Annotated in this window: 21 protein-coding genes and 3 pseudogenes; 15 read left to right on the top strand and 9 right to left on the bottom strand. The window is 59.6% G+C overall.

Annotated features, from left to right (window positions below):
- Positions 1 to 253: 253 nt before the first annotated feature.
- The gene (locus ACZ1HM_RS06690; protein ID WP_472742085.1) at positions 254 to 1,072 is read left to right on the top strand and encodes an MBL fold metallo-hydrolase; all 819 of its coding nucleotides are present in this window, start codon (positions 254 to 256) and stop codon (positions 1,070 to 1,072) included.
- A 39-nt stretch (positions 1,073 to 1,111) separates the two neighbouring features.
- The gene (locus ACZ1HM_RS06695; protein WP_472742086.1) at positions 1,112 to 2,533 is read left to right on the top strand and encodes an FAD-binding oxidoreductase; all 1,422 of its coding nucleotides are present in this window, start codon (positions 1,112 to 1,114) and stop codon (positions 2,531 to 2,533) included.
- 201 nt (positions 2,534 to 2,734) lie between these two features.
- Here the strand turns inward: ACZ1HM_RS06695 and ACZ1HM_RS06700 are convergent, their stop codons facing one another.
- Genes ACZ1HM_RS06700 through ACZ1HM_RS06710 form a run of 3 tightly spaced genes read right to left on the bottom strand, consistent with a single transcriptional unit; the run spans position 2,735 to position 4,820 of the window.
- Entirely contained in the window at positions 2,735 to 3,265 is a 531-nt protein-coding gene (locus tag ACZ1HM_RS06700; protein WP_472742087.1) for an adenine phosphoribosyltransferase, read from the bottom strand.
- Positions 3,262 to 3,891, bottom strand: a complete 630-nt coding sequence (locus tag ACZ1HM_RS06705) for a LysE family translocator (protein WP_472742088.1) — start codon at positions 3,889 to 3,891, stop codon at positions 3,262 to 3,264. The genes ACZ1HM_RS06700 and ACZ1HM_RS06705 overlap by 4 nt, the downstream gene beginning before the upstream one ends.
- 50 nt (positions 3,892 to 3,941) lie before the next feature.
- Complete coding sequence (locus tag ACZ1HM_RS06710) at positions 3,942 to 4,820, bottom strand: S-methyl-5'-thioadenosine phosphorylase (RefSeq protein WP_472742089.1); 879 nt, start codon at positions 4,818 to 4,820, stop codon at positions 3,942 to 3,944.
- Between the two features lie 453 nt (positions 4,821 to 5,273).
- Here ACZ1HM_RS06710 and ACZ1HM_RS06715 point away from each other — a divergent pair, with 453 nt between their 5' ends.
- On the top strand, positions 5,274 to 6,941 hold the full coding sequence (locus ACZ1HM_RS06715; protein WP_472742090.1) for a SulP family inorganic anion transporter: 1,668 nt from the start codon (positions 5,274 to 5,276) through the stop codon (positions 6,939 to 6,941).
- A 14-nt stretch (positions 6,942 to 6,955) separates the two neighbouring features.
- On the opposite strand, the gene ACZ1HM_RS06720 is transcribed toward ACZ1HM_RS06715, so the two are convergent.
- Positions 6,956 to 7,561 carry a flavin reductase family protein gene (locus ACZ1HM_RS06720; protein ID WP_472742091.1) on the bottom strand — a complete coding sequence of 202 codons (606 nt, stop codon included), beginning with the start codon at positions 7,559 to 7,561 and terminating at the stop codon, positions 6,956 to 6,958.
- Positions 7,562 to 7,639: 78 nt separating this feature from the next.
- Between ACZ1HM_RS06720 and ACZ1HM_RS06725 the strand changes: the two are divergent.
- Positions 7,640 to 8,127 (top strand): annotated as a pseudogene (locus ACZ1HM_RS06725) (GNAT family N-acetyltransferase).
- 52 nt (positions 8,128 to 8,179) lie between these two features.
- Positions 8,180 to 8,948 (top strand): annotated as a pseudogene (locus ACZ1HM_RS06730) (EcsC family protein).
- Here the strand turns inward: ACZ1HM_RS06730 and modC are convergent.
- The 3 genes from modC to modA are packed head-to-tail and all read right to left on the bottom strand — an operon-like array spanning position 8,949 to position 11,451.
- Positions 8,949 to 10,037, bottom strand: coding sequence for a molybdenum ABC transporter ATP-binding protein (modC, locus tag ACZ1HM_RS06735; RefSeq protein ID WP_472742092.1), 1,089 nt, complete (start codon positions 10,035 to 10,037; stop codon positions 8,949 to 8,951). It lies immediately after the preceding pseudogene.
- Positions 10,034 to 10,723, bottom strand: coding sequence for a molybdate ABC transporter permease subunit (gene modB / locus ACZ1HM_RS06740; RefSeq protein WP_472742093.1), 690 nt, complete (start codon positions 10,721 to 10,723; stop codon positions 10,034 to 10,036). The genes modC and modB overlap by 4 nt, the downstream gene beginning before the upstream one ends.
- Positions 10,720 to 11,451, bottom strand: a complete 732-nt coding sequence (gene modA / locus ACZ1HM_RS06745) for a molybdate ABC transporter substrate-binding protein (protein WP_472742094.1) — start codon at positions 11,449 to 11,451, stop codon at positions 10,720 to 10,722. The genes modB and modA overlap by 4 nt, the downstream gene beginning before the upstream one ends.
- 114 nt (positions 11,452 to 11,565) lie before the next feature.
- On the opposite strand from modA, the gene ACZ1HM_RS06750 reads away from it, so the two are divergent.
- The 4 genes from ACZ1HM_RS06750 to ACZ1HM_RS06765 all read left to right on the top strand — a co-directional run bounded on the left by ACZ1HM_RS06750 (position 11,566) and on the right by ACZ1HM_RS06765 (position 14,575).
- Positions 11,566 to 12,036 carry an NUDIX hydrolase gene (locus ACZ1HM_RS06750; RefSeq protein ID WP_472742095.1) on the top strand — a complete coding sequence of 157 codons (471 nt, stop codon included), beginning with the start codon at positions 11,566 to 11,568 and terminating at the stop codon, positions 12,034 to 12,036.
- 60 nt (positions 12,037 to 12,096) lie between these two features.
- Positions 12,097 to 12,531, top strand: a complete 435-nt coding sequence (locus tag ACZ1HM_RS06755) for a DUF1178 family protein (protein ID WP_472742096.1) — start codon at positions 12,097 to 12,099, stop codon at positions 12,529 to 12,531.
- Positions 12,532 to 12,534: 3 nt separating this feature from the next.
- Positions 12,535 to 13,179, top strand: coding sequence for an SDR family oxidoreductase (locus tag ACZ1HM_RS06760; RefSeq protein ID WP_472742097.1), 645 nt, complete (start codon positions 12,535 to 12,537; stop codon positions 13,177 to 13,179).
- A 157-nt stretch (positions 13,180 to 13,336) separates the two neighbouring features.
- Positions 13,337 to 14,575 carry an aspartate kinase gene (locus tag ACZ1HM_RS06765; RefSeq protein ID WP_472742098.1) on the top strand — a complete coding sequence of 413 codons (1,239 nt, stop codon included), beginning with the start codon at positions 13,337 to 13,339 and terminating at the stop codon, positions 14,573 to 14,575.
- A 17-nt stretch (positions 14,576 to 14,592) separates the two neighbouring features.
- On the opposite strand, the gene ACZ1HM_RS06770 is transcribed toward ACZ1HM_RS06765, so the two are convergent.
- The gene (locus ACZ1HM_RS06770) at positions 14,593 to 14,760 is read right to left on the bottom strand and encodes a hypothetical protein (RefSeq protein ID WP_472742099.1); all 168 of its coding nucleotides are present in this window, start codon (positions 14,758 to 14,760) and stop codon (positions 14,593 to 14,595) included.
- A 157-nt stretch (positions 14,761 to 14,917) separates the two neighbouring features.
- On the opposite strand from ACZ1HM_RS06770, the gene ptsP reads away from it, so the two are divergent.
- Positions 14,918 to 17,164, top strand: coding sequence for a phosphoenolpyruvate--protein phosphotransferase (gene ptsP, locus ACZ1HM_RS06775; RefSeq protein ID WP_472742100.1), 2,247 nt, complete (start codon positions 14,918 to 14,920; stop codon positions 17,162 to 17,164).
- A gap of 91 nt (positions 17,165 to 17,255) precedes the next feature.
- On the opposite strand, the gene ACZ1HM_RS06780 is transcribed toward ptsP, so the two are convergent.
- Positions 17,256 to 17,831, bottom strand: a complete 576-nt coding sequence (locus ACZ1HM_RS06780) for a YceI family protein (RefSeq protein ID WP_472742101.1) — start codon at positions 17,829 to 17,831, stop codon at positions 17,256 to 17,258.
- Here ACZ1HM_RS06780 and ACZ1HM_RS06785 point away from each other — a divergent pair.
- The 5 genes and pseudogenes from ACZ1HM_RS06785 to ACZ1HM_RS06805 form a co-directional block, all read left to right on the top strand.
- Complete coding sequence (locus tag ACZ1HM_RS06785; RefSeq protein WP_472742102.1) at positions 17,800 to 18,498, top strand: RNA polymerase sigma factor; 699 nt, start codon at positions 17,800 to 17,802, stop codon at positions 18,496 to 18,498. The two genes, ACZ1HM_RS06780 and ACZ1HM_RS06785, sit on opposite strands and share 32 nt — an antisense overlap.
- Positions 18,449 to 19,186: an anti-sigma factor family protein gene (locus ACZ1HM_RS06790; RefSeq protein WP_472742103.1), complete on the top strand. Its 738-nt coding sequence runs from the start codon at positions 18,449 to 18,451 to the stop codon at positions 19,184 to 19,186. The genes ACZ1HM_RS06785 and ACZ1HM_RS06790 overlap by 50 nt, the downstream gene beginning before the upstream one ends.
- 151 nt (positions 19,187 to 19,337) lie before the next feature.
- Entirely contained in the window at positions 19,338 to 20,429 is a 1,092-nt protein-coding gene (locus ACZ1HM_RS06795; protein ID WP_472742104.1) for an efflux RND transporter periplasmic adaptor subunit, read from the top strand.
- A 3-nt stretch (positions 20,430 to 20,432) separates the two neighbouring features.
- Complete coding sequence (locus tag ACZ1HM_RS06800; RefSeq protein ID WP_472742105.1) at positions 20,433 to 22,514, top strand: efflux RND transporter permease subunit; 2,082 nt, start codon at positions 20,433 to 20,435, stop codon at positions 22,512 to 22,514.
- Positions 22,454 to 23,380: pseudogene (locus ACZ1HM_RS06805) on the top strand (efflux RND transporter permease subunit); the annotation flags it as partial. The gene ACZ1HM_RS06800 and the pseudogene ACZ1HM_RS06805, both read left to right, overlap by 61 nt.
- Positions 23,381 to 23,420 lie beyond the last annotated feature (40 nt).

Genomic DNA, 23,420 nt, shown 5'->3' on the forward strand with positions numbered 1-23,420 from the left:
TGGCATTCCGTCTGTGGTTGTCTTGTCCCTGATGCCAGAGGCTGCACCAAACGGCTGGCATATGCGTCAGGCTAGGCACCAAGCGATTCCTGTCAACGAAAAGGAGTGACTTATCCACATTCGCGTGCGGCCCGCGTTTGCCTGGCAAAGCCCAATATCCGCGCAGGTGGTCCGCATGCCTCTGCAGAGTTGCACAATTCTGTCGTGACCGCAGCGATCCTTGCACTAGTATTTTTGGCAGGAGGTGCGCCCCATGCTGCGATATCTTGCTTTTTTTCTGACCGCTCTGCCTGGATTGCTCTGGGCGCAAGAGCGTACGCCAAGCCACTGCATTGCCTTGGCCGAAGCCACACCCGGCGTCGCCTATATCACCAAAGCCAGCTTGCCTCAGGTAGCCCAAGAAACGGTGCATTTGCACTATATCGCCCATGCGTCCTTTCTGGTGCGCAGCCATGGTGGGCTGAACATCGTGACAGATTTCACTGGCTTTACCGGCACGCTGCCGCTGATCCCGGACGTGGTGACAATGAACCACGCGCATGGCTCGCATTGGACGGCAAACCCTGATCCAGCCATCCCTCATGTTTTGCCGGGGTGGGGGGAATTTGGCGAAGGGGTCACGCATCATCTCGATCTGGGCGAAGTGCTGGTGCGCAATGTTTCCACCGACATCCGTTCGGCCTTTTCCGGGATTGAAAAGAACGGCAACTCAATCTTCGTCTTTGAAATGGCGGGGCTTTGCATCGGTCATCTTGGCCATCTGCATCACGCCCCCGATGCTGCGCAATATGCAGCCCTGGGGCGCCTTGATGTGGTGATGGCCCCGGTGGATGGCGGCTATACCCTGGATCAACCGACGATGATCGCAGTGCTCAAACGTCTCAAATCCTCAATCGTGATCCCGATGCATTGGTTTTCGGAATTCGCATTGGACGATTTTCTGCAAGGCATGACCGGGACGTTTTCGATTGTTGAGGTCGGCGGTCCATCGCTGGATGTCTCGCTGGATCGGTTGCCCTCCCGGCCCACGATCATGGTGCTGCGCCCTGAATACCTTAATGTGTCAAGATAGCGCCTTGCATCTTGGCGCATTGGCGCAGATCAACAGCCCATGACACTCAATACCGCCGATACCGCCTTTAAATCTCAGCTCTTGGAACATCTGCCCGAGGATGTCTTTCGCCCGGTTGAGGCCCGCTATCTTGAAGAGCCGCGTGGCCGATATCAGGGGCAAGAGGCCCTGCTGGCGCAGCCCCGCACGGTTGAAGACGTGGCAACGCTGATCCGGCACGCAGGTGCTGCCCGCGTCGGTGTCATACCATACGGCGGCGGCACAGGATTGGTCGGCGGACAGATTGCGCCCGAAGGACCGGCACCGCTGGTGCTGTCGTTGGAACGCATGAACAAGGTGCGCGCCGTCTATCCAGACGAAAACGTCCTGGTGGCCGAGGCCGGTGTGGTCCTGGCCGATGTGCAATCCGCCGCCGCCCAAGTGGACCGCCTGTTCCCGTTGTCCCTGGCGGCGGAAGGCTCTGCGCGCATTGGCGGCAATCTGGCGACAAACGCGGGGGGCACTGGCGTGCTGCGCTATGGCAATGCGCGGGATCTGTGTCTGGGGCTGGAAGCGGTATTGCCGGACGGACAGATCTGGCATGGCCTCACCCGTCTGCGTAAGAACAACACCGGCTATGACCTGCGCCACCTGCTGATTGGTGCCGAAGGCACGCTGGGGGTGATCACCGCCGCGGCGCTCAAGCTCTTTGCGCAGCCTGCCCAAAGCGGCACAGCGCTGATGCTGGTGGACAGCCCGCGCGCAGCACTTGATCTGCTGTCGCTGGCGCGCGATCAGCTGGGTGAAATGGTCAGCGCTTTCGAATTGATGCACCGGCAGGGCTTTGACTTTCTGGCCGAAACATTGCCCGACGTGCGCCTGCCCTTTGCGGACCTGCCTGAATGGTCGGTGCTGATTGACGTTGGTCTGAACGGCGGCCTGGTGCCGGCAGAAGCACTTGAGACGTTGTTTGCCGACGCCCTCGCACGCGGCTTGGTCAGCGACGGGCTCATCGCCCAAAGCGCCCAGCAGTCAGATGCGTTCTGGCAGGTGCGCGAAATGATCCCAGAGGCCAACCGCAGGATCGGCTCCGTGTCGAGCCATGATATCTCCATCCCGCTCAGCGCGCTGCCGGACTTTATCACCACCGGCAATGCCCGCATCGCCATGCTTGGGGCGTTTCGGATCAACTGCTTTGGCCATGTCGGCGATGGCAACCTGCACTACAACGTCTTTCCGATGCCCGGCAAAACCCGCGCCGATCATGAGGCCGAGCGCCCCCAAATCAAACGCATCGTGCATGACCTGGTGGACGAACTGGGCGGTTCCGTCAGCGCGGAGCACGGCGTGGGCCGGCTCAAGGTCGACGATTTGGAACGCTACGGTGATCCGGCCAAACTCTCGGCCATGCGGGCCATCAAAGCAGCCCTTGATCCCCAAGGCATCATGAACCCCGGCGCCGTGATCCGCCCGCAAACCTGACGCTCTGCACGCCTCAAAACGTCACCGAAACCTCACAAAAACCACAGCAGACGCAGGTAAGAACCCTGCGCTTCATCTTTCCTTTACAACTCAAATACACCCTCACATCCCACGCGCCCCTTCGATCTGCGAACCGCCAAGACCATAGGCCTTACCAGCGATGGGGGATGCAAATGCCTATGCGATAAACCGCAACAAGCATCAAAGGCCGTCAAACGCGCACAGGGCATGTACTTCCATCCCCATGGCCTCCAGTTTCTTGCGCCCCCCCAGTTCAGGCAGGTCGATGATAAAGGACGTGGCAATGATCTCACCCCCCAGACGTTCGATCAGTTTTATCCCCGCCTCAGCTGTGCCACCCGTCGCCAACAGGTCATCGACCACCAGGATCTTTTCACCCGCCTGAATGGCGTCATCGTGGATCTCCACAATCGCTTCGCCGTATTCCAGCGTGTAGTCTTGGCTGATCGTGGTGCCGGGCAGTTTGCCTTTCTTGCGGATGGGCACAAACCCCACCGAAAGCTGGTGGGCAATGGCACCGCCTAGGATAAAACCGCGCGCCTCAAGGCCGACCACCTTGTCGATCTCGACACCGGCAAAGGGATGCAGCATCTGATCAATCGCCATCCGAAACCCGCGCGGATCGGCAAAAAGTGTCGTCACATCGCGGAACATGATCCCCTCATGGGGGAAATCAACGATGGTACGGATATAGTCTTGGACGCGTTTCATGAGGTGCTCCGTCTGAGAGTAGCGGTCAAAATGCCCATGGTGATCAGTGCGGCACCACCCGCGCGGGTGATCCAGGTGATCAGGGAGGGCCGTTTGAGAATGTCGCGCAGGTGGCCGGCCAAAAGCGCATAAGCGAAGGCATTCAGCGCGGCCAGCGTGACAAAGGTTGTTGTCAGGATCACAAATTGCGGCAACAGCGGGTGATCCGGCGTGATGAACTGCGGCACAAAAGCGATGAAAAACGCGATGGATTTCGGGTTCAGCGCTGTCACAGCAGCCGTATGGCCAAAGACCTTGCGCCCGGTCACATCCGCGCCTTGGGGCAGGACAATCCCATCCGCAGGGGCCGAACGGATCAGCTTAACCCCCAGCCAAATCAGATAGGCCGCGCCGATCCATTTCAGCGCCGTGAACAAAGTGGCTGAGGTCAAAACAAGCGCGCCCAGCCCTGCCAGTGATGCCGTCATGGCCACAAAATCCCCAAACGCCACACCGGAGGCGGAGGCGACCGCAACGGAGCGTCCTTTGCTCAGCGCATAGCTTAGCACCAAAAGCACCGTTGGGCCGGGGATCAGCAGGAGGGCGGTGGACGCGGCGACAAAGGCCAGCCAGATCTCAATGCTCATGGGCACCCCTTTCAACGCGCTGTAGAAGAGCGGTGTTCTTGGTCATCTCATCATCTCCCCAGGACACGACCGGCGACCGCATCCAGCTTGGCCACCACCGACGGGTCGCGCGCCTCAGGCTGAGTGATCACCGCAAATTCAAGCGCGCGGTCACATCCGTGCGGGCAAAGCTCCCGTTCCGGGCCCAACAGGGCTGGCAACCGGCCCACCAAGGCGCGCGCCTTATCCGCATTGCCCATCAGTGTGGCGATGATCTGCGTCACATCCACCTCTCCATGATCGGGATGCCAGCTGTCGTAATCTGTGATCATCGCAACGGAAGCGTAACAAAGCTCAGCCTCACGGGCCAATTTGGCCTCGGGCATGTTGGTCATGCCAATCACATCTGCCCCCCAGCTTTCGCGGTACATCTTGGATTCGGCCAGTGTTGAGAATTGCGGCCCTTCCATCGCCAGATAGGTGCCACCGCGATGCACGTTGATGTTTGCATCTTTCGCGGCCACTTCGCAGGCATCCCCCAAACGCGGGCAAGTGGGATGCGCCACGCTCACATGGGCCACGCAGCCCGTCCCGAAAAAGGATTTCTCCCGCGCGAAGGTCCGGTCAATGAACTGATCAACAATGACAAAATCCCCTGGCGCCATTTCTTCGCGGAACGATCCGCACGCCGATACTGATATCACATCCGTGCACCCCAGCCGCTTCAGTGCGTCGATATTGGCGCGGTAGGGGACGGAAGTGGGGCTGTGCACATGGCCGCGCCCATGCCGGGGCAGAAACGCCATATCCACCCCATCAAGCGTCCCTGTCAGGATCGCATCCGAAGGCGCGCCCCAAGGGGTTTCAACGGTGGTCCAGGTGGCCCCGGTCAACCCGTCAATGTCATAAATGCCTGAGCCGCCAATGACGGCAATTTTCGTTTGGGTCATGTGGAACTCTCCCGTCGGTTCACCTGCCTGCAGGTTTCTGCGCCACCAAGTCAGAGCATCGCCGCACATGCAAGCCCTCAGGCTGCGCAATCCTGTGATGAGGCTGTGCCGCTTAATGCTTAGGCACGGGACCCATTCATTTCGTTGCTTTGTCGTCCTTCAGATTTGACGGATCCTCCCCGTGTGCCACTGCCCGGCAGCGCATTGCAGAGCAATGTCGCGAGCGGGAATGCTACATCTATTTGAAATTCAACAAGAGTTCCTGGGCATATGTGCCTTGTCACGAGGATAATCTGTCACACCAGTTGTGTGAGATGAATAGGCCCTGACCTGTGGCATTCACGCGGTTTGAGGCGTGCCAAAGCCGGATCACACCTTGGCTTCACCTTTAGAGTGGTATAGCTGCGCCTGCAGTTCGGCGGGGTTCTCTCGCCCAGTCACGAAGGACGCCATATGGCCCGCCCCACGTTCCGTAGTTTTACCAAAAACCTCGAAGTCACCGATCTGCGTTGGATGCCCGAAGACGGGCTGTCCGCAAGCCGTCTGCGCATTGAGCTGTTGTCGGGCCTGACCGTTGCCCTGGCCCTGGTGCCAGAGGCGGTGGCCTTTGCCTTTGTGGCCGGGGTGCACCCGCTGGTGGGGCTTTATGCGGCGTTCCTGGTGGGGTTGATTACCGCGCTGATCGGCGGGCGGCCCGGCATGATTTCGGGCGCGACCGGTGCGCTGGCTGTGGTCATGGTGGCCTTGGTGGCGCAACACGGCGTGGAATACCTCTTTGCTACCGTAATCCTGATGGGATTGCTGCAGATTTTTGCGGGCGTCATGCAGTGGGGCAAGTTCATCCGACTGGTGCCGCATCCGGTGATGCTGGGGTTTGTGAATGGTCTGGCGATCGTGATTTTCCTGGCGCAGATGAGCCAGTTCAAAGTGCCCGGCACCATGGAAAACACCGGCCACGGCATGGGGGGCGGGGAATGGCTGACAGGCATGCCGCTCTATCTGATGCTGGCGCTGGTGGGTGCCACGATGGCGATCATCTGGGTCATGCCGCGCATCACCAAAGTGATCCCCGCGCCGCTGGCAGGGATTGGCATTGTCGCAGGCGTGGTGATTTTCACCGGCATGGATGTGCCGCGTGTGGGCGATCTGGCCTCAATTGAGGGCGGGCTGCCGATGCCGCATATCCCCTTTGGAACGGGCGAAGGGCTTTATGGCACGATGCTGGCCCCCTTCACGCTTGAGACACTTTATATCATCTTGCCCTACGCTGTTATTCTGGCGGCGATTGGCCTGATTGAATCGCTCCTCACCCTCAACCTTGTGGGGGATATGACCAACACACGCGGTGGGGCCAGCCAGGAATGTGTGGCCCAGGGTGTGGCCAACACCGTTACCGGGTTTTTCGGCGGCATGGGCGGCTGTGCGATGATCGGCCAGTCGATGATCAATGTGAAATCCGGCGGCCGTACACGGGTCGCGGGCATTGCTGCGGCCTTGTTCTTGCTTCTCTTCATCTTGGTCGGTGCTCCGCTGATTGAGCAGATCCCGCTCGCTGCATTGGTCGGCGTGATGTTCATGGTGGTGATCGGCACCTTTGCGTGGAACTCGCTCATGATCTTGCGCAAAGTGCCGCGCACGGACGCATTTGTGATCTTGCTGGTGACAGTCGTGACCGTGCTGGAAGACCTTGCCGTTGCCGTGGTGGTGGGTGTGATCGTCTCGGCGCTGGCCTATGCCTGGAACAACGCGCGGCGCATCAACGCCACAACGCGCGAATCGACGACCGAAGAAGGGGCCAAGGTCTATGAAATCCACGGGCCCCTGTTCTTTGGATCCTCAGATGGCTTTGCAGAACTTTTCACCGTCGCAAGCGACCCCGATACGGTGATCATTGATTTCGCCGACAGCCGCGTGGTGGATCAATCCGCACTGCAGGCGATTGAAGCGATTGCCGGCAAATACGAAGACGCGGGCAAGCGGGTGATGCTGCGCCACCTCAGCCGGGATTGTCACAAGCTGCTGACCAAGGCGGGCCACCTCATGGTCGATAGCGATGATGATCCAGATTACGCACTGGCGGTCGATTACTCAGTGCGCACAGGGGTGCTGGGCGGGCATTAGAACGGGCCGCCCCCTCAGTCATCGGGGCGGATGATCTCAAACACCTCCCGTACGGCGGTGTAATCGCGGTAGCCCAGCCGGGACAGCGGCGCATATTGGCGCACGTCAAATCGGCCATCCACGATGCAATCATCGCGCAGATGGACGCCAATCACCTCACCGAAGACGACATAGTTTGCCGCCCCCTCGATCTTTACGATCTGCGTCATCCGGCATTCCAAACTTGCCGGAGCATCTGCCACACGGGCACAGGCAATCTCATCACATTCGGCTTTGGCGATGCCCGCATGGGCGAATTCATCCGTATCATGCGGCAGTGTCGCCGATGAGGCGTTCATTGCATCGCGCGCGGCATATTCAACCACGTTTACGCAGAAGACGCCCGTGTCACGGATATTGGCCACGCTGTCTTTGGTACCGTCCACATCTTCTTTCACGCCGGTGGAGGCGAACATCACCTGCGGTGGCACGTAAGCCACGCCATTGAAAAAGGAATAGGGTGCCAGGTTGTCCCGGCCCTCCGCGTCGCGGGTGGAAATCCAGCCAATGGGGCGGGGTGTTACGATGGCGTTGAACGGATTATGGGGCAGGGGGTGTCCGTCTGCGGGGCGGTAGAACATGGCGTTTTCCTTAGGGTTTGCACCTGTGACTACCCCCATGATAGGGCGGACGCCACTGCAAACCAGAAAGCGCGATCCGTGTACCACCTCACCCCTGAAACCAATGCCGATTATTGGGAGGTCGAGGCGCTTTATGATCTGTGCTTTGCGCCGGGGCGCGAAGCGCTGTCATCCTATCGTCTACGCGAGGATGTTCCGGCGGTGGCGGGCCTGAGCCTGGTGGCACGAGACCCCGGAGGCATTCTGGGCGGGGCGATCCGCTATTGGCCAGTGCGCATTGGCTCTGCTGCGGCGCTGCTGCTGGGGCCGGTGGCTGTGCACCCCACCCGACAGGGGAGGGCCTGGGCCGGTTGCTGATTGAAGAAAGCTTGCAACTGGCGCGCCCCTTGGGGTGGGACAGGGTGATGCTGGTCGGCGATGAACCCTATTATGGCCGTTTCGGGTTTCAACGGCTTGCGGGCATTGAAATGCCCCCGCCCACAAACCCCGAAAGGGTGTTGGGCCGCGATCTGCTGCCCGGTGCCTGGAAAGGCATCACCGGAGAGGTTTGTCGCTGGACGGATTGACCCAAGCCACCGGACTGCCCACATCTAGGGGGTAAGCAGATAAGGCCGCGCCATGGACATCGACACCACATTGCCAACAAAAATTGACCTCGACGCCGAGGTTGAGGCATTGGCCAAACGCTATAAGAGTGCAGGTGGCATGGGCATTTCAGTGCTGAACCTGATCGGTGGCTCGGCGGAAAACCTGATTGACCAACTGCCGCAAGGCGTCCGCCAGAACCTTGAAAGCGCCACGATCTCTGCCTTAGGTCAGGCGATGAAGGCCGCGCATTCCAGCCGTTCCTTGGTGCCTGATCAAAAAAGCTGGCTGAACCAGGCGGTCACCACCACCTTAGGCGCCGCAGGCGGGGCAGGCGGTCTGCCGACCGCCTTGGCAGAATTGCCCGTGACCACAACGCTGTTGTTGCGTGTCATTCAGGGCGTCGCAGTTGAGCATGGTTTCGATCCATCCGCAGAAAGCGTGCAATTCGACTGCGTGCAGGTTTTCGCAGCCGCCGGCCCGCTGTCAGGCGATGACGGGGCTGATCTGGGCTTTCTCTCCGCACGTATCGCGCTTTCGGGCAAAGCGATGCAAAGCATTATTGCCACCATCGCACCCAAGCTTGCGGTGGTCTTGGGCCAGAAACTGGCCGCCCAGTGCTGTGCCCATCTTAGGGGCCGCGGCGGGGGCTGCGACAAACTACGCCTACACCAGCTACTATCAGGATGTGGCCCATGTGCATTTTGGCCTGCGCAAGCTGGCCATCGACGCAGATGTACCGCACCCTGATCTGCTCAAACGTCTTGAGGCGCAAATGGCGCGGCTGAGCGACAAGCGGTGATCACCGGCCAATTCTGCCCGGGGCCACGCTGGTGGCTTTGATGACGGCAAAACACTGCTGACCTTCTGCCAACCCCAGATCCGCCACCGCGCGGCGCGTCACGCGGGCCAACAGCCGGTCTTCTCCCACGCGCAGGGCCACGGCGGCACCGGGGCCGTCGCCTTCAAAGATTGTCTCAACGGTTGCAGGCAGCACGTTCAGGGCCGACAGACCCGTCGGAGCCTCCTTGGCCAGCATCACGTCCTGGGCCAAAACCCGCAGGCGCAGCCGGGCACCAACGTCAGCGATGCGCCCGGGCAGCAACAGCGCGCCGCCTGACAAACGCAGCCGGGTAAGACCGTCGCTTTCATGCGCTTCAACAACGGCTTGCACAACGGCGCCTGCATCGCGAACCCCCAAAAGCGGGACGGCCGTCGGATCAGACATCACGTCAAAGATCGGTCCATGCAGCGCGACCTGCCCCGATCGCAGCAAGACCAGCGTGTCGGCAAGTCGGGCCACCTCATCCACCGCGTGGCTGACATAGAGGATGGGCATTTTCATCGGCCCATCCCGCAGCCGTTCCAGATAGGGCAAAATCTCTTGCTTGCGCTGCGCATCAAGACTGGCCAGCGGCTCATCCATTAACAACATGCGCGGATTGCTCAGCAGGGCGCGGCCCAAGGCAACCCGCTGTTTTTCCCCGCCTGACAGGGCGAGCGGCTGACGGTTCAGCAGTGAGCTGAGACCAAGCAGGTCCACCACTTCCGGCATCTCAGGCCCTACGCTGCCCGCAGGCGCATAGCGCCGGCCAAACATCAGGTTCTGCGCCACAGTAAGGTGAGGAAAAAGGCGTGCATCTTGGAATACATAGCCCAACCTGCGCTGCGCAGGTTTCTGAAAAACCCCTGCGCTTGCGTCAAACAGGACCTCTTCGTTCAGGGTGATCCGCCCCGCATCAGGCCGCAGCAGGCCCGCCACGGCGTTCACTACCGTCGATTTGCCAGCGCCCGAGCGGCCAAAGAGCGCCGTGATCCCGCCGCCCGCTTCAAACTGGGTGGCAAGCTGAAAGCCTTCAAACCGATGCGTGATATCAACCGTCAGCATCATGGCGCGCCAATCTTTGCGGCCACGCGTTTGGCCAAGGCTTCTGACAGCAGCACGGCACCAACAGCCGTTAGCGTTGCCATCACCACCATGATGAGTGCGGCACTTTCCCCGCCCGGTATTTGCAGTGCGGCCCAGATCGCGCTGGGCAGCGTCTGGGTCTGGCCGGGGATGTTGGCCACAAAGGTGATCGTGGCACCAAATTCACCCATGGCCTTGGCAAAGCCCATGACGGACCCCGCCAGAATGCCGGGCAGGATCAAGGGCAGTGTGACCCTGCCAAAGATGGCATAGGAGGGCGCGCCAAGCGTTGCGGCGGCCTCTTCCAGCTTGGGATCCACCGCCTCAATCGCCAGCCGCATCGCACGGACCATCAACGGAAACCCCATGATGATCGCGGCCAAGACGGCCCCTGACCAGTGAAAGGCCAACGTGATCCCAACGCTTTCCAACGCGCGGCCCAAAGGGGCTGTGCGTCCGAAGCTCAGCAGCAACAGATAGCCTGTGACAACCGGCGGCAGCACCAAGGGCAGATGCACCAGCGCGCTCAGCAGGGCTTTGCCGCGAAACTGCCAGCGGGCCAGGATCCAGGCGATCCACAGCGCAAACGGCACGGCCAGAACCGTCGCCCAGCACGCCACCCAAAGCGACAGGCGCAACGCCTCCCAAGCTGCGGCATCTGGCGTCATTCTGGCGGCTCCGTAAAACCGTGGCGCTGCAGGATTTGCACCGCATCGGCACCTTGCAGATGCGTCACAAAGGCCTGGCCTGCAGGGGTAAGGGCCGCAGCCGGATAGCGAATGGGGTCATGCGCATCGCGGGGGGCGGTCAAAAGCGTTGTCACATCAGAGGTTGCGGCGGCATCAGTGGCATAGACGATCCCAAAGGGGGCCTCACCCCGCGCCACCAAGGTCAGCGCCGCGCGAACATTATCGGTTTCGGCCAACTGGGGACGGACCGCGTCCCACTGGCCCGCGCGTTCCAGCCATTGCCGGGCATAGATGCCCGCAGGCACCGCATCCCGTTGCCCCATGGCCAGCCGGTCTTGCCCCAGACGGCCGGGCAGCGCGTCCAAACCTTGCATGTCATCTGCACTGCCAGGCGCGATGAGCACGAGCCTATTGCCAGCCACCGAAACAGGTCTGCTTGACAGCAGATTGCCGCGCTGGACAAGCCAGTCCATCCACACCGGATGGGCCAGCACAACCGCATCCACAGGCGCACCCGCCGCAACCTGGCGCGCGATGGTGCCGGACCCGGCGAAGGACAGACGCACCGGCTGATCATAAGTGGCGGCGATTTCGGTCAGCGCGCCTTGCAGGCTGGCGGCGGCGAACACCGCTATCTCTGCGCGCAAGAGGGGCGCAGGCAGCATAAGCCCCAGAATACTGGCAAAAAGTACAGTCAATCGTCCCATCGGCTGCACTATTAGTCATGCGTGTCGGGGGAACAAGGACAATGGCGGGCGATGACTTGTCGTTTGGGGCAGGGACGGTCATGTTTGTCAACAACGGGCCGCAAGGGATCTATGATGACCAGACAACCAAAGCTGTCACTGTTGGGCGCTGCAAAGGGCGACGTGCGCACGCAGTTTGCAGCACTTTGCTACCGCGTGCGGCAGGGCAAGGTGCAGGTTTTGGTCATCACCTCGCGCCGCTCAAAGCGGTGGATCATGCCCAAGGGCTGGCCGATGGACGGCAAAACGCCTGCCCAATCTGCCCTGCGCGAAGCCTGGGAGGAGGCGGGCGTGATCGGCAAAGCGCATGAGACAAGCGTTGGGGTTTATACTTACGGCAAACACATCTCGGATGACGAAAACATCTATTGCATGGTCATGCTCTACCCGGTTTTGGTAAAGTCGCTGGCGGATAAATTCCCCGAACGTGGCCAGCGCAAGCGCCGCTGGGTGTCGCGCAAAAAGGCGGCCAAACTGGTGGCAGAGCCTGAGTTGGGGCGGCTGATCACCGGATTTGATCCCAGAGACAACCGCCGCCATGCTTGACCTAAGCGGGTTGGAACGCCATGTGTTTTCTACAGACAGGACAGAGACTTCGTATACCGCATGATACAGTACACGTTGAAATGTGACCAAGGGCATGAAACCGACAGCTGGTTCAAATCGGCTGCCGCCTATGACGCTTTGGCGCAGTCTGGCCATCTTAGCTGTGCCATCTGTGGCAGTGCCAAGGTCAGCAAGGCGCTGATGGCCCCGCGCGTGCAGGTGCCCGCGAAGGCATCCGAGCCCGATACCAAACCGGTACTGAGTGCGCCCAACGAAGAAGTGGCGCAGGCCATTGAGGCGTTGCGCGAAAAAGTCGAATCCACCTCCGATTACGTCGGCGAAAGTTTCGCGGATGAAGCCCGCGCCATGCATCTGGGCGAAAAACCAGAACGCTCTATCTATGGCGAGGCGCGGCTTGATCAGGCGAAAGAACTGGTTGAGGACGGCGTGCCGTTAATGCCGCTGCCTTTCAGACCCAAACAGAAAATGACCTAATTTATGACAGTATTGATTACAGGCGCGAGCCGCGGCATTGGTGCCGGGCTGGCCGAAGCGTACAGCGCGCGTGGTGAGACGGTGATTGGCACAGGCCGCTCCGTGGCCGCGCAGGTGCAGTTGGATGTCACCCATCCTGCCAGTCATGCCGAAATGGCAGAGGCTGTGGGCGACCGGGCGATTGACCTTCTGGTGTGCAACGCCGGGGTCTATCTGGACAAAGGCCAGGACCTGGATACCGGCTACAGCGCGGATCTGTGGGCGCAGACCTTTGCGGTCAATGTCACCGGTGTGTTCCTGACCGTGCAAACCCTGTTGCCGCATCTGCGCCGGGCCTCGGGTGCCAAAATCGCGATTATCTCGTCGCAGATGGCCTCGCATACCCGAGCGCCTGGGGGCAGCTATATCTACCGCGCGTCAAAAGCGGCGGCGCTGAACCTGGGCCGCAACCTTGCCTCTGACCTGCAGAGCGACGGGATTGCGGTGGGCATCTATCACCCTGGCTGGGTGCAGACGGACATGGGCGGCGCTGCCGCTGACATCACCACCGATGAGGCGGTCCAGGGTTTGGTCGCGCGCTTTGATGCGCTTGGCATGGACACCACCGGGTGTTTTGAAACCTGGGATGGGCGCGCACACGCCTACTAAGCGGATCTGCGGTGGCACGCACAGCCATCGCTGACCAAAGCCCAGGTCGATTAATCCTTGCCCACCCGGCAATTCATTTATCTCAAAAGAAGCCCGATCGCTTGCCCTTCGCCTGGGTTGCGCGTAAACGGCGCGCAACGGAAATGGGCGGAGAGACATGCCAGTTCTCGTCATGAAATTTGGTGGCACCTCGGTGGCCACGTTGGACCGGATCAAGCGGGCCGCCAAGCGCGTAGGCGTTGAGGTGGCCAAGGGCTATGACGTGATTGTCATCGTCTCTGCGATGTCTGGCAAAACCAATGAGCTTGTGGGCTGGGTGAATGAAACCTCCCCGCTGTATGATGCGCGTGAATATGATGCGGTCGTCTCCTCAGGTGAGAATGTGACTGCCGGGTTGATGGCGCTGACGCTGCAAGAAATGGACGTCCCCGCGCGGTCCTGGCAGGGCTGGCAAGTGCCGGTGAAAACCACCTCAGCGCATTCCGCCGCACGGATCGAAGAAATTCCGACAGATAATATCACAGCCAAGTTCGGCGAAGGCATGCGGGTGGCCGTGGTTGCTGGCTTTCAGGGCGTCAGCCCAGAGGGCCGGATCACAACGTTGGGGCGCGGTGGCTCTGACACCACTGCCGTGGCCTTTGCTGCCGCTTTTGAGGCGGAGCGCTGTGACATCTACACCGATGTGGACGGCGTCTATACCACCGACCCGCGCGTGGAAGCCAAAGCGCGCAAACTGGATAAGATCGCTTTTGAGGAAATGCTGGAACTGGCGTCCCTGGGGGCCAAAGTGCTTCAGACCCGTTCCGTTGAGCTGGCCATGCGCTATAAGGTGAAGCTGCGCGTGCTTTCCAGCTTTGAAGAACAATCAGACACCGCAGGTACCTTGGTCTGCGATGAGGAGGAAATCATGGAAAGCAATGTTGTTGCAGGCGTGGCGTTCAGCCGCGAAGAGGCAAAGATGACGCTGGTTTCCGTGGCAGACCGGCCCGGCATCGCGGCGCTGATCTTTACCGCGCTCTCAGATGCGGGGGTGAACGTAGATATGATCGTTCAGAACATCTCCGAAGACGGGCGCACCGATATGACGTGGTCTTGCCCTGTGGATCAGGTCAAACGCGCGGAAAAGGCGATGTTGGAGGCCAAAGAAGGCGGCGTGATCAACTTTGCTGACATGCTGGCGGATACCAACGTGGCCAAAGTTTCCGTTGTGGGCATCGGCATGCGCAGCCACACCGGTGTGGCGGCCAAGATGTTCCAGGTCTTGTCGGATGAGCGGATCAACATCCAGGTCATCACCACCTCAGAGATCAAAATCTCCGTCCTGATCGACCGCAAGTACATGGAACTGGCCGTTCAGGCGCTGCACGACGCCTTTGAATTGGACAAAGCGGCGTAAGCGCAGAACTGTTTCTGTCACGCGGCCTTGGGTCTGCGGGCCAACAGGTAGACGGGCAAACCCAATCCTGAACTCAGCAAAACCATCAGCGCCCAGCCTTTGGCGTTCATGCCACGCGCTTGCGCGTCCTTGAAAGTGAAAAACGTCAGGGCAACTGAAACAAGAAAAAGAAGTACAAGGGGCATCGCCGTCCTTTCGTCTGTCTGCATATGATAAATAAGAAGGCAGCTGGGCGAATGCCAGTGTCGCCGCGCTTAACAAATGGAAAGACGGCATAATTCCCGTTTCGCTTTAGTGCTGTCTGTGTTCTAAGCTCTTGTTGAACCAAGAGGGATGGGCGCGATGGCAGAGCGCACAGAAACAGAAAGCCGCAAGCTCCTTGGCCGCTTGCGCGATGCAATGGCGGGCGAGGATGCGGGCCAAGCGCGGCTGAACAAGATCACCCATCTGATCGCAACCTCTATGGGATGCGAGGTGTGCTCAATCTATCTTTTCCGCGATGAAGACACGCTTGAGCTTTGTGCAACAGAAGGTTTGAACGCAGAGGCCGTGCACCAGACCCGCATGAAACTGGGCGAAGGTCTGGTCGGGCGCGTGGCCAAACGGCGCCGTGTGGTGAACACGCCTGATGCACCGCAAGCGCCCGGTTTCCGCTTTATGCCTGAAACCGGAGAAGAGATTTACTCCAGCTTCTTGGGCGTTCCCATCCAACGGCTGGGTGAAACGTTGGGCGTCTTGGTGGTACAGTCGAAAACCGCGCGCGAATTCTCAGCCGATGAGGTGTATGCGCTGGAAGTCGTGGCCATGGTGCTGGCCGAGATGACAGAGCTGGGTGCCTTTGTGGGCGAAGGGGCCGCGATGTCTGCGCGCCATTCGCAACCTGTGCTGGCCCGCGGCACCGTCGCACAAGAGGGCGTGGCAGAGGGCCATGTCTGGCTGCATGAACCGCGTGTAGTCGTCTCAAACCCGATTGCCGATGATCCTGTGCAAGAAGAAAAGCGTCTGACCGAAGCAGTGGACCAGCTTCGGGTCAGCGTGGACCAGATGCTGACCATGGCAGCAGGCGATGCCGAACAGCAGCAGGTGATTGAAACCTACCGGATGTTTGCCAATTCCAAAGGCTGGATGCGGCGCATGGTCGAAGACATCCAAAGTGGCCTCTCAGCAGAGGCGGCGGTTGAAAAAGAACAATCGCTGGCCCGCGCCCGGATGAGCCAATCATCAGATTCCTATCTGCGCGAACGCCTCAGTGATCTGGATGATCTGTCAAACCGCCTGTTGCGCATCCTGACCGGGCAGGGCAGCGATACAGGCGCTGAATTGCCTGCCGATCCCATTCTGGTGGCCCGCAACATCGGCCCTGCTGAGCTGTTGGAATATGGCCGCAAGCTGAAAGGGATCGTGCTGGATGGCGGCTCTGTCGGGTCGCATGCTGCGATTGTGGCGCGTGCGCTGGCCATTCCGCTGGTGGTCCATGCGGGACGTATCACCAATGATGCACTGAACGGCGACCATATCATGGTGGACGGCGAACAAGGTATCGTGCACCTGCGCCCCGATGACACTGTGGCATCGGCTTTCCGCGAAAAGATAGCCATGCAGGCCGCAGCACAAGAACGCTATGCCTCCATTTTGAACCTGCCCGCCCAGACGATCTGCGGCAACACGGTATCGCTGCAGATGAACGCAGGCCTGATGGCAGATCTGCCGTCGCTGAGCGGGTCAGGCGCCGAAGGCGTTGGGCTTTTTCGGACAGAGCTACAGTTCCTGGTGCGCAACCAGATGCCCAAACGGTCAGAACTTTCGGCGCTTTATGCGCGGGTTCTGGATGCCGCAGGGGGCAAGCGCGTGGTATTTCGCACCTTGGACATCGGGTCAGACAAGGTGCTGCCCTATATGAAACCCAATGATGAGCCGAACCCAGCGCTGGGGTGGCGCGCCATTCGGGTGGGCCTGGACAAGCCTGGCGTGATGCGGATGCAGTTGCAGGCGCTGATGCGGGCGGCTAATGGGCGGCCCCTGACGATCATGTTCCCCTTTGTCGCCCAGTTTGAAGAATTTCGCGCGGCCCGCCGCGAAGTGGATAAAACCATGGAGCGTGAGAAAAAGCTGGGCCATGTGCTGCCCTCCAAGTTGGAAGTGGGTGCCATGCTGGAAACACCCAGCCTGGCCTTTGCGCCCAAGAAGTTCTTCGAAGAGGTGGAGTTCCTGTCCATCGGCGGCAACGATCTGAAGCAGTTCTTTTTTGCTGCGGACCGTGAAAATGAACGGGTGCGGCGGCGCTATGACACCCTGAATGTTAGCTTCCTGTCCTTCCTGGAGGGCGTTGTTGAGCGTTGTGCTGATACCAACACCTTGTTGTCGTTCTGCGGAGAAGACGCAGGCCGCCCGGTTGAGGCCTTGTGCCTGGCCGCAATTGGCTTTCGCAGCTTGTCGATGCGCCCGGCCTCCATCGGGCCTGTCAAAAGCCTGCTGCGCAGGTGCGACCTGAATGAGGTGCGCAAGATCATCTATGATGCGCGCCACCGCGGCGAAATGTCAGTGCGCGCCGACGTCATGGACTACGTGAAAGCCCAGCACCAGATCTAGGCACAGGGCATTGATGCCGGCGCGCGCGCCCAAAAATGGCCCCGACGCCAATGGCTGGCGGGGCCAAAACACTCGTTAAGACACATTCGGGTTAGCTTGCGTCAAAGACAAACCGGACCGTCACAGGAACCGCACGGGCGATCATGTCGAGCCCGGCCAGCTCTTGCAGCGTGTCGATACCTTCATCAATGCCTGCAGTGTCCGCTTCGAGAAACGCCATGTCGTTGGACATCACCATCACGCGGCTTTCGCTTAGGCGCACAACGACCATTTCCGTTGTGACGTCCACTTCGGTGCCAACCAATGACAACACCGCATCAACCTCGGTGGTCATCATGTCCCCGACGGCCAGTTCTTTGGCGTCTGACAGGTCAAGCTCTGCAGTCAGGCGCGCGGAGGGGATCATTTTGAACACATGTTCCGCCATCCGTTCGTTGCGGATGTCGATCAGCGTTTCAACGGAGGAAAGATCAATCGCAATCTCGGCCACGCCCGCATCAGATACTGTGCCAGACAATGTTTGGAAGGTGTGCACCTCGCCTACGTAATCATTCTTGATAGATGCAAAGGCGATTTTGGATGCATCACTGTCCAGCTTCCAGCCCCCTGCGAAAGTGGGGCCTGCGATCAGGGACATGATGGTTGCTGCAAAAAGTAGTGGTTTCATTGGATCCTCCCGAAAATGTGTGGTTGAGCGTGGTCGTTCGTTGCTATGCTCACAATGGAAACACACCAGGCGGCCAATCTATTCGATGTTCGGCAAAAGAAATTTAGAAACGCAGGTCAGACGGGCATTGCAAAAGCACCTGAAGTCTATCTGGCGCTATGGCTTTGCCCTGTCCGGCTCACCCGATCTGGCCGATGATTTGACCCAGGCAACTTGTGTGCGCGCGCTTGAGCGCTATCAGCAGGTCACATCAACGGATCGGCTGGATGCGTGGTTTATGACCATTTGCCGATCCATCTGGCTGAATGAAGTCAGATCGCGCGCCATTCGACGCGCGCAATCGCTCGACACAACGCCCGAAGCGGACATGCCGCAACAAATCAGCACATCAGAGACGAATATTTTCGCCCGTGAAGTGTTTACAGAAGTGATGGCATTGCCAGAGGCGCAAAGAGAAGTTGTGGTGCTGGTGTTTGTCGAAGGTCACAGTTATCGGGAGGCTGCGGAAATCCTAGAGGTTCCCGTGGGTACAATCATGAGCCGCCTGCACGCGGCGCGTAAAAGTTGCGCCCCTTGGCCGAGCCTGGGGCAGGGATACAGACGGGACAGAAAAGCTGATGGGATATTCAGATACGCAGTTGCGGTCCTATTTGGACGGATCACTTGAGCCGCAGGAAGCTGAAGCGTTGGAGCGCCGTCTTGAGGTGGATCCCGAGCTTGAGGCGCAACTGCTTGCGATGGAAACCCTGCGCCCTGTTGTGGGCGCTGCTTTTGAAACGGTGCCATCTGATAGGCGGCTTGAGGCATTGATGCCTGATGCGTCCCAGCCCGCCGCGCCCACCCGCCGGTTCTTTCTGGCAGGCGGTATTGCTGCGGCGTCGGGCGCTGTGGGGTTTGGCCTGGCCAATCTGACGGCACCAGTGCCGGCCGCGCTGGGGTGGCAGGAACAGGTCGCCATCTATCAGGCCCTTTATGGCCCCCAGACCGTTCAGCATATCGACATCGACGCCAAGGCGCTGGATGCGCAATTCGCCCGTGCCAGTGCCGCTTTGGGACGCGAGATTTCGGCGGATGATGTCTCAACCGTGGATGGCCTTGACCTGCGCCGCGCTCAAATCCTGAGTTTTGAAGGCACCCCTTTGGTGCAGATTGTCTTTGCCTCTGATGCGGGCATGCCAGTTGCGTTCTGCATCCTGTCTTTGGCCAACAATCAGCAAAAGGCCCCGCAGCTTAGAACCCTGTCCGGCCTGCAAACCGCGCATTGGAGCGATGGGCAGTTTGGCTATATGGTGCTGGGCGATATTGACGTCGCCATGCTCACCAGGATCACGGATAAGCTGTCGGCGACGTTCTAACGCGCGTTCCGCAGCATCCTCGGCGGTGCCGCCTGTCAGGTGGGGTGCGCCACCCGCGGCTCCAGCGATGATATGTAAATTTGCGCATTTGACCTTCTCGCTTCGCGGCCTGGCTGGTATCGGTTTGATATAACAGGACAGGAATTTCCCCATGCGTTTTGCCATACTGCTGGCCGTGTCTCTTGCACTTGTTGCATGCGATGAAGAAGAAACCGAAGCCGAAACGCTGGTGCGCGGGCTGAAGACCCATCTTGTTTCCAAAAGCGAAGACAGCAGCGAACGTCGTTTTCCCGCCGTTCTTGAAGCGTCTGAGCTGACCCCGATCTCATTCGAAGTGGGCGGCAAGCTGGGGCACATCGGGCTGGCCGTTGGGCAGCGGTTAAGCGCAGGGGATGAAATTGCGCGCCTTGATCAAACATCACTGGAGCTTCAGGTGGAGACGGCAGAGGCCGCCGTCGATCAGGCAGAGGCGGCAGCCAGGAACGCCCAAAGCACCTATGAGCGTCAGCAACAGCTGTTGGAGCGCGGCTCAACCACCCAGGTTGCGGTGGACGATGCGTTGACGCAGGTGGAAACGACAGCTGCTTCTTTGGTCCAGGCGCAAAGATCATTCGACAGTGCGGTGGAAAACCTCGGCAAGGCCGTGCTGACAGCGCCCTTTGATGCCATTGTCAGCTCTGTTGAGGTACAGTCCTTCGCGTCGGTCAGTGTGGGCGCCCCCATCGCCACGATCTATCCTGAAAACAGTTTTGAAGTCGCCTTTTCCGTAAGTTTTGACACAGTGAACCAATTGGTGGTCGGCAAAGAAGCCCTGGTGCGGCTGGCAGACCGTCCCGACATTGAGCTTGCCGCAGTGGTCACTGAAATCGGCTCACGCGCGGATGCGGTCTCCAGCTTTCCCATTGTCTTGGAGCTTCGGGATCAGCATCCCCTCCTGAAGGCGGGGATGGCTGTCGAAGCCTCATTGCGCTTTCCATTGCCAGCGGCAGAAGGTTTCACAATCCCGCTTACCGCTGCCATCCTGGATGGGGCCAGTGGCCAGCCGGGCAATGGCAACGTACCGATCTATGTGTTTGATCCTGCATCCTCCACGGTCAAGCGACGCGAGGTGCAGGTGGGCGGCATCAGTGAAAACTCCATCATCGTGATTGACGGGCTTAGCGAAGGGGATCGCATCGCCTCGGCTGGGGTGTCGTTTCTTCAAGACGGCCAGCAAGTCAAACTGCTTGAGAGCGAAGATTGATCAATGGATTTCCTCACACGCTTTGGGATTGAGAAAACCCGCCTGACCGTCTTTGTCATGATCGGCCTTCTGCTGATTGGTGCGATGAGCTATGCCTCTTTGCCCAAACGCGAAAACCCGGCCATCACCATCCGCAATGCCGTGATCACGGCCCAATTCCCGGGCATGTCGCCGGAACGCGTTGAAAACCTGATCGCGATCCCCCTGGAACGCGCGGCGCGCGAATTGGCTGAGGTGGATGACATCTCCAGCCTGATCACCTTGGGGCAAACGCAGCTGACCGTGGCAATGTCTGAATCGCTCACTGCGGCCCAGCTTGATACCGCGTTTCAGGATCTGCGCACCAAAATGGAGGACAGCGCAAGCGATCTGCCCAGTGGCACCAACGGCCCCTTTGTGAACACCAACTACGGCGATGTCGCAGTGGCGACGATTGCCGTGACAGGCGAAGGGTTCAGCTATGCGGAGGTGTCAGATGCAGCAGATGCCTTGCGCCGGGGACTTTATAAGCTTGACGGGATTACCAAGGTGTCTTTGTCCGGCGAACAGGATGAACGGATTTGGCTGGAAATTGACACCCGGCGGCTGGCGGCCGTTGGCGTGCAGTTCCAGACGGTTTTGGCGGATCTACAGGCGCAGAATGTGATCCTGCCTGCCGGTCAGATTGATGCCGGTGGCACAACCGTGGTGCTTGAGGCCAACGGCGATCTGGAATCCCTGCAGGATTTGGAAAACGTGCTGACCCGCGTAGATGCCACCGGCGAGCTGGTGCGTCTGCGCGATTTGATGGATGTGCGGCGGGGCTATGTGGAACCGGTCGACAAGCCGGTTTATTTCAACGGTCAACCTGCGGTGTTGGTCAGTGTTGAGATGGCAGAAGACCGCGATATTCAAAAAATCGGCGCTGAGCTGCGCGCGGCCATCCCCGCGTTGGAGCAAACCCAACCCATTGGCATTTCCTACAACATCTCCACCTTCCAAGAAACCAACGTCACGCTGGCAATCAACAATGCGCTCAGCAACGTCGCGCAAACCTTTGTTGTGGTCTTGCTGGTGATGTTGGTCTTTCTGGGTCTAAGGCCCGCGCTGGTGATTGCCTGCATCGTCCCCTTTACCGTTTGCTTTGCCCTTGTGGGCATGGGCCAGATGAGCGTCGATCTGGAGCAGATTTCGATCGCTGCGGTGATCATCTCACTGGGGCTGTTGGTCGATAACGGGCTTGTGGTGGTTGAGGATATTGAGACCCGTGTGGAACGCGGCATGACCCCGAAAGAGGCGGCCATCGCCGCAGGCGGGCAGTTCTTTGTGCCCTTGGCCGTGGCTTCTGTCACAACGGTGTCTGCCTTCATTCCAATGCTCATTTTGGAAGGCACAACTGGAGAGTTCGCCTTTTCTCTGGGCGCTGTGGTGGCGGTGATGTTGGCGGGGTCTTGGCTGACCGCGCATTACATTTTGCCCTTCCTGGCGGCTTTTCTGCTGCGCCCCAAGGCCAAGGCGAGCCATGACAGCTGGGTGGTCATGGCCTACGGCGCGCTGATCCAGCGCACGCTGCGCTGGGGCATCCCGCTTTTCGTGCTGTGCTATGCCATTGTGGTGCTAGGGGCCTCCGCCTTTGGCGCGCTGCGCTCCGAGATGTTTCCCTTAAGCGAACGGGCGGAATACCTTGTCTATCTTGATCTGCCCAAAGGCACCTCCATCGCGCAAACCCAGCGCGAAGCGCGCGCGGTAGACGACTGGTTGCGTAACGCTGAGACGAACCCCGAAGTGCGCGACACCACGGTGTTTGTCGGACACGGCGGACCACGTTTTTATCTTGCGCTGTCGCCTGCCGATACGGACCCCGCAAGCGCGTTCATCCTGGTCAACACCCATTCCTTCGAAGGCGCGGTTGAGGCGGCGGACCGCACGCGCAAACACCTCTTTGAAAACCATCCCGCAGCGCGGGCCCGCATCACCCGTCTGTCGATGGGGGGGCTGAATCTGGCATTGTTGATGTGTCGATCCAGGGGCCTGACGCCAACACAATGTTGCAAGCGGCCAGCCAGATTGAGGCGGCATTCGCCCAGATGCCGGGCATCGTGCTGAACCAGAACAACTGGGGCAACAAAACCATCAAGTTCCGGGTGGACATCTTGCAGGAAAAGGCCCGCGAGCTGGGCGTCACCTCAAGTGACATCTCCGATGTGTTGAACACTTTCTTGTCCGGCACGACCTATTCCACCTTCCGCGAGGGGTCGGATTCCATCCCAATCGTCTTGCGCACATTGGAAGGTTATCGCGACAGCCTGCAGGATTTGGCCAACCTGTCGGTGCCAACCTCTGGTGGGCTGATTTCGCTAGATCAGGTTGCGGTTGTTCGGCCGGAACTGGAATTTTCCCAGCTGCGGCGTGAAAACCAGGTGCGCGAAATTGTCGTCTCGGGCAAAAGCAACACGCTGGCCGCGGCTGAGGTTGAGGCGCTGTTGGCACCCACTTTGGCCGGTTTGGATCTGGGCCCCGCCTATGATGTCAGCATCGGCGGTGAAAGTGCCGATTCAGCTGAGGCAAACGCCAAGCTTTTGGGGGGCATGCCCTTTGCACTGGCCGTGATGATTGCGGCCCTGGTGTTCCAGTTCAATTCCTTCAGGCGCGTTACGCTGACGTTCCTGACGATCCCCTTGATTCTGGCAGGCGCACCTTTGGCCCTGTTGATCACCAACCAACCGTTATCGTTCTTTGCCATTCTGGGGCTGATTTCGCTGATGGGGATCATCATCAACAACGCCATCGTCCTTATTGATCAGATCGACATTGAACGACGCGCGCTGCCGCTTGATGAAGCGATTGTGCGGGCGGCAAAGAAACGTGTGTCGCCGGTCATGCTGACCTCACTCACAACCGTTTTGGGGCTGCTGCCGATGGCGCTTTTTGGTGGTGCGCTGTTTGAGCCGATGGCGACCTTGATGATCGGTGGTCTGCTGCTGGCGTCGCCTTTGACCTTGATCTTCGTGC

The sequence above is a fragment of the Sulfitobacter sp. GN1-4 genome (genome assembly GCF_055693825.1).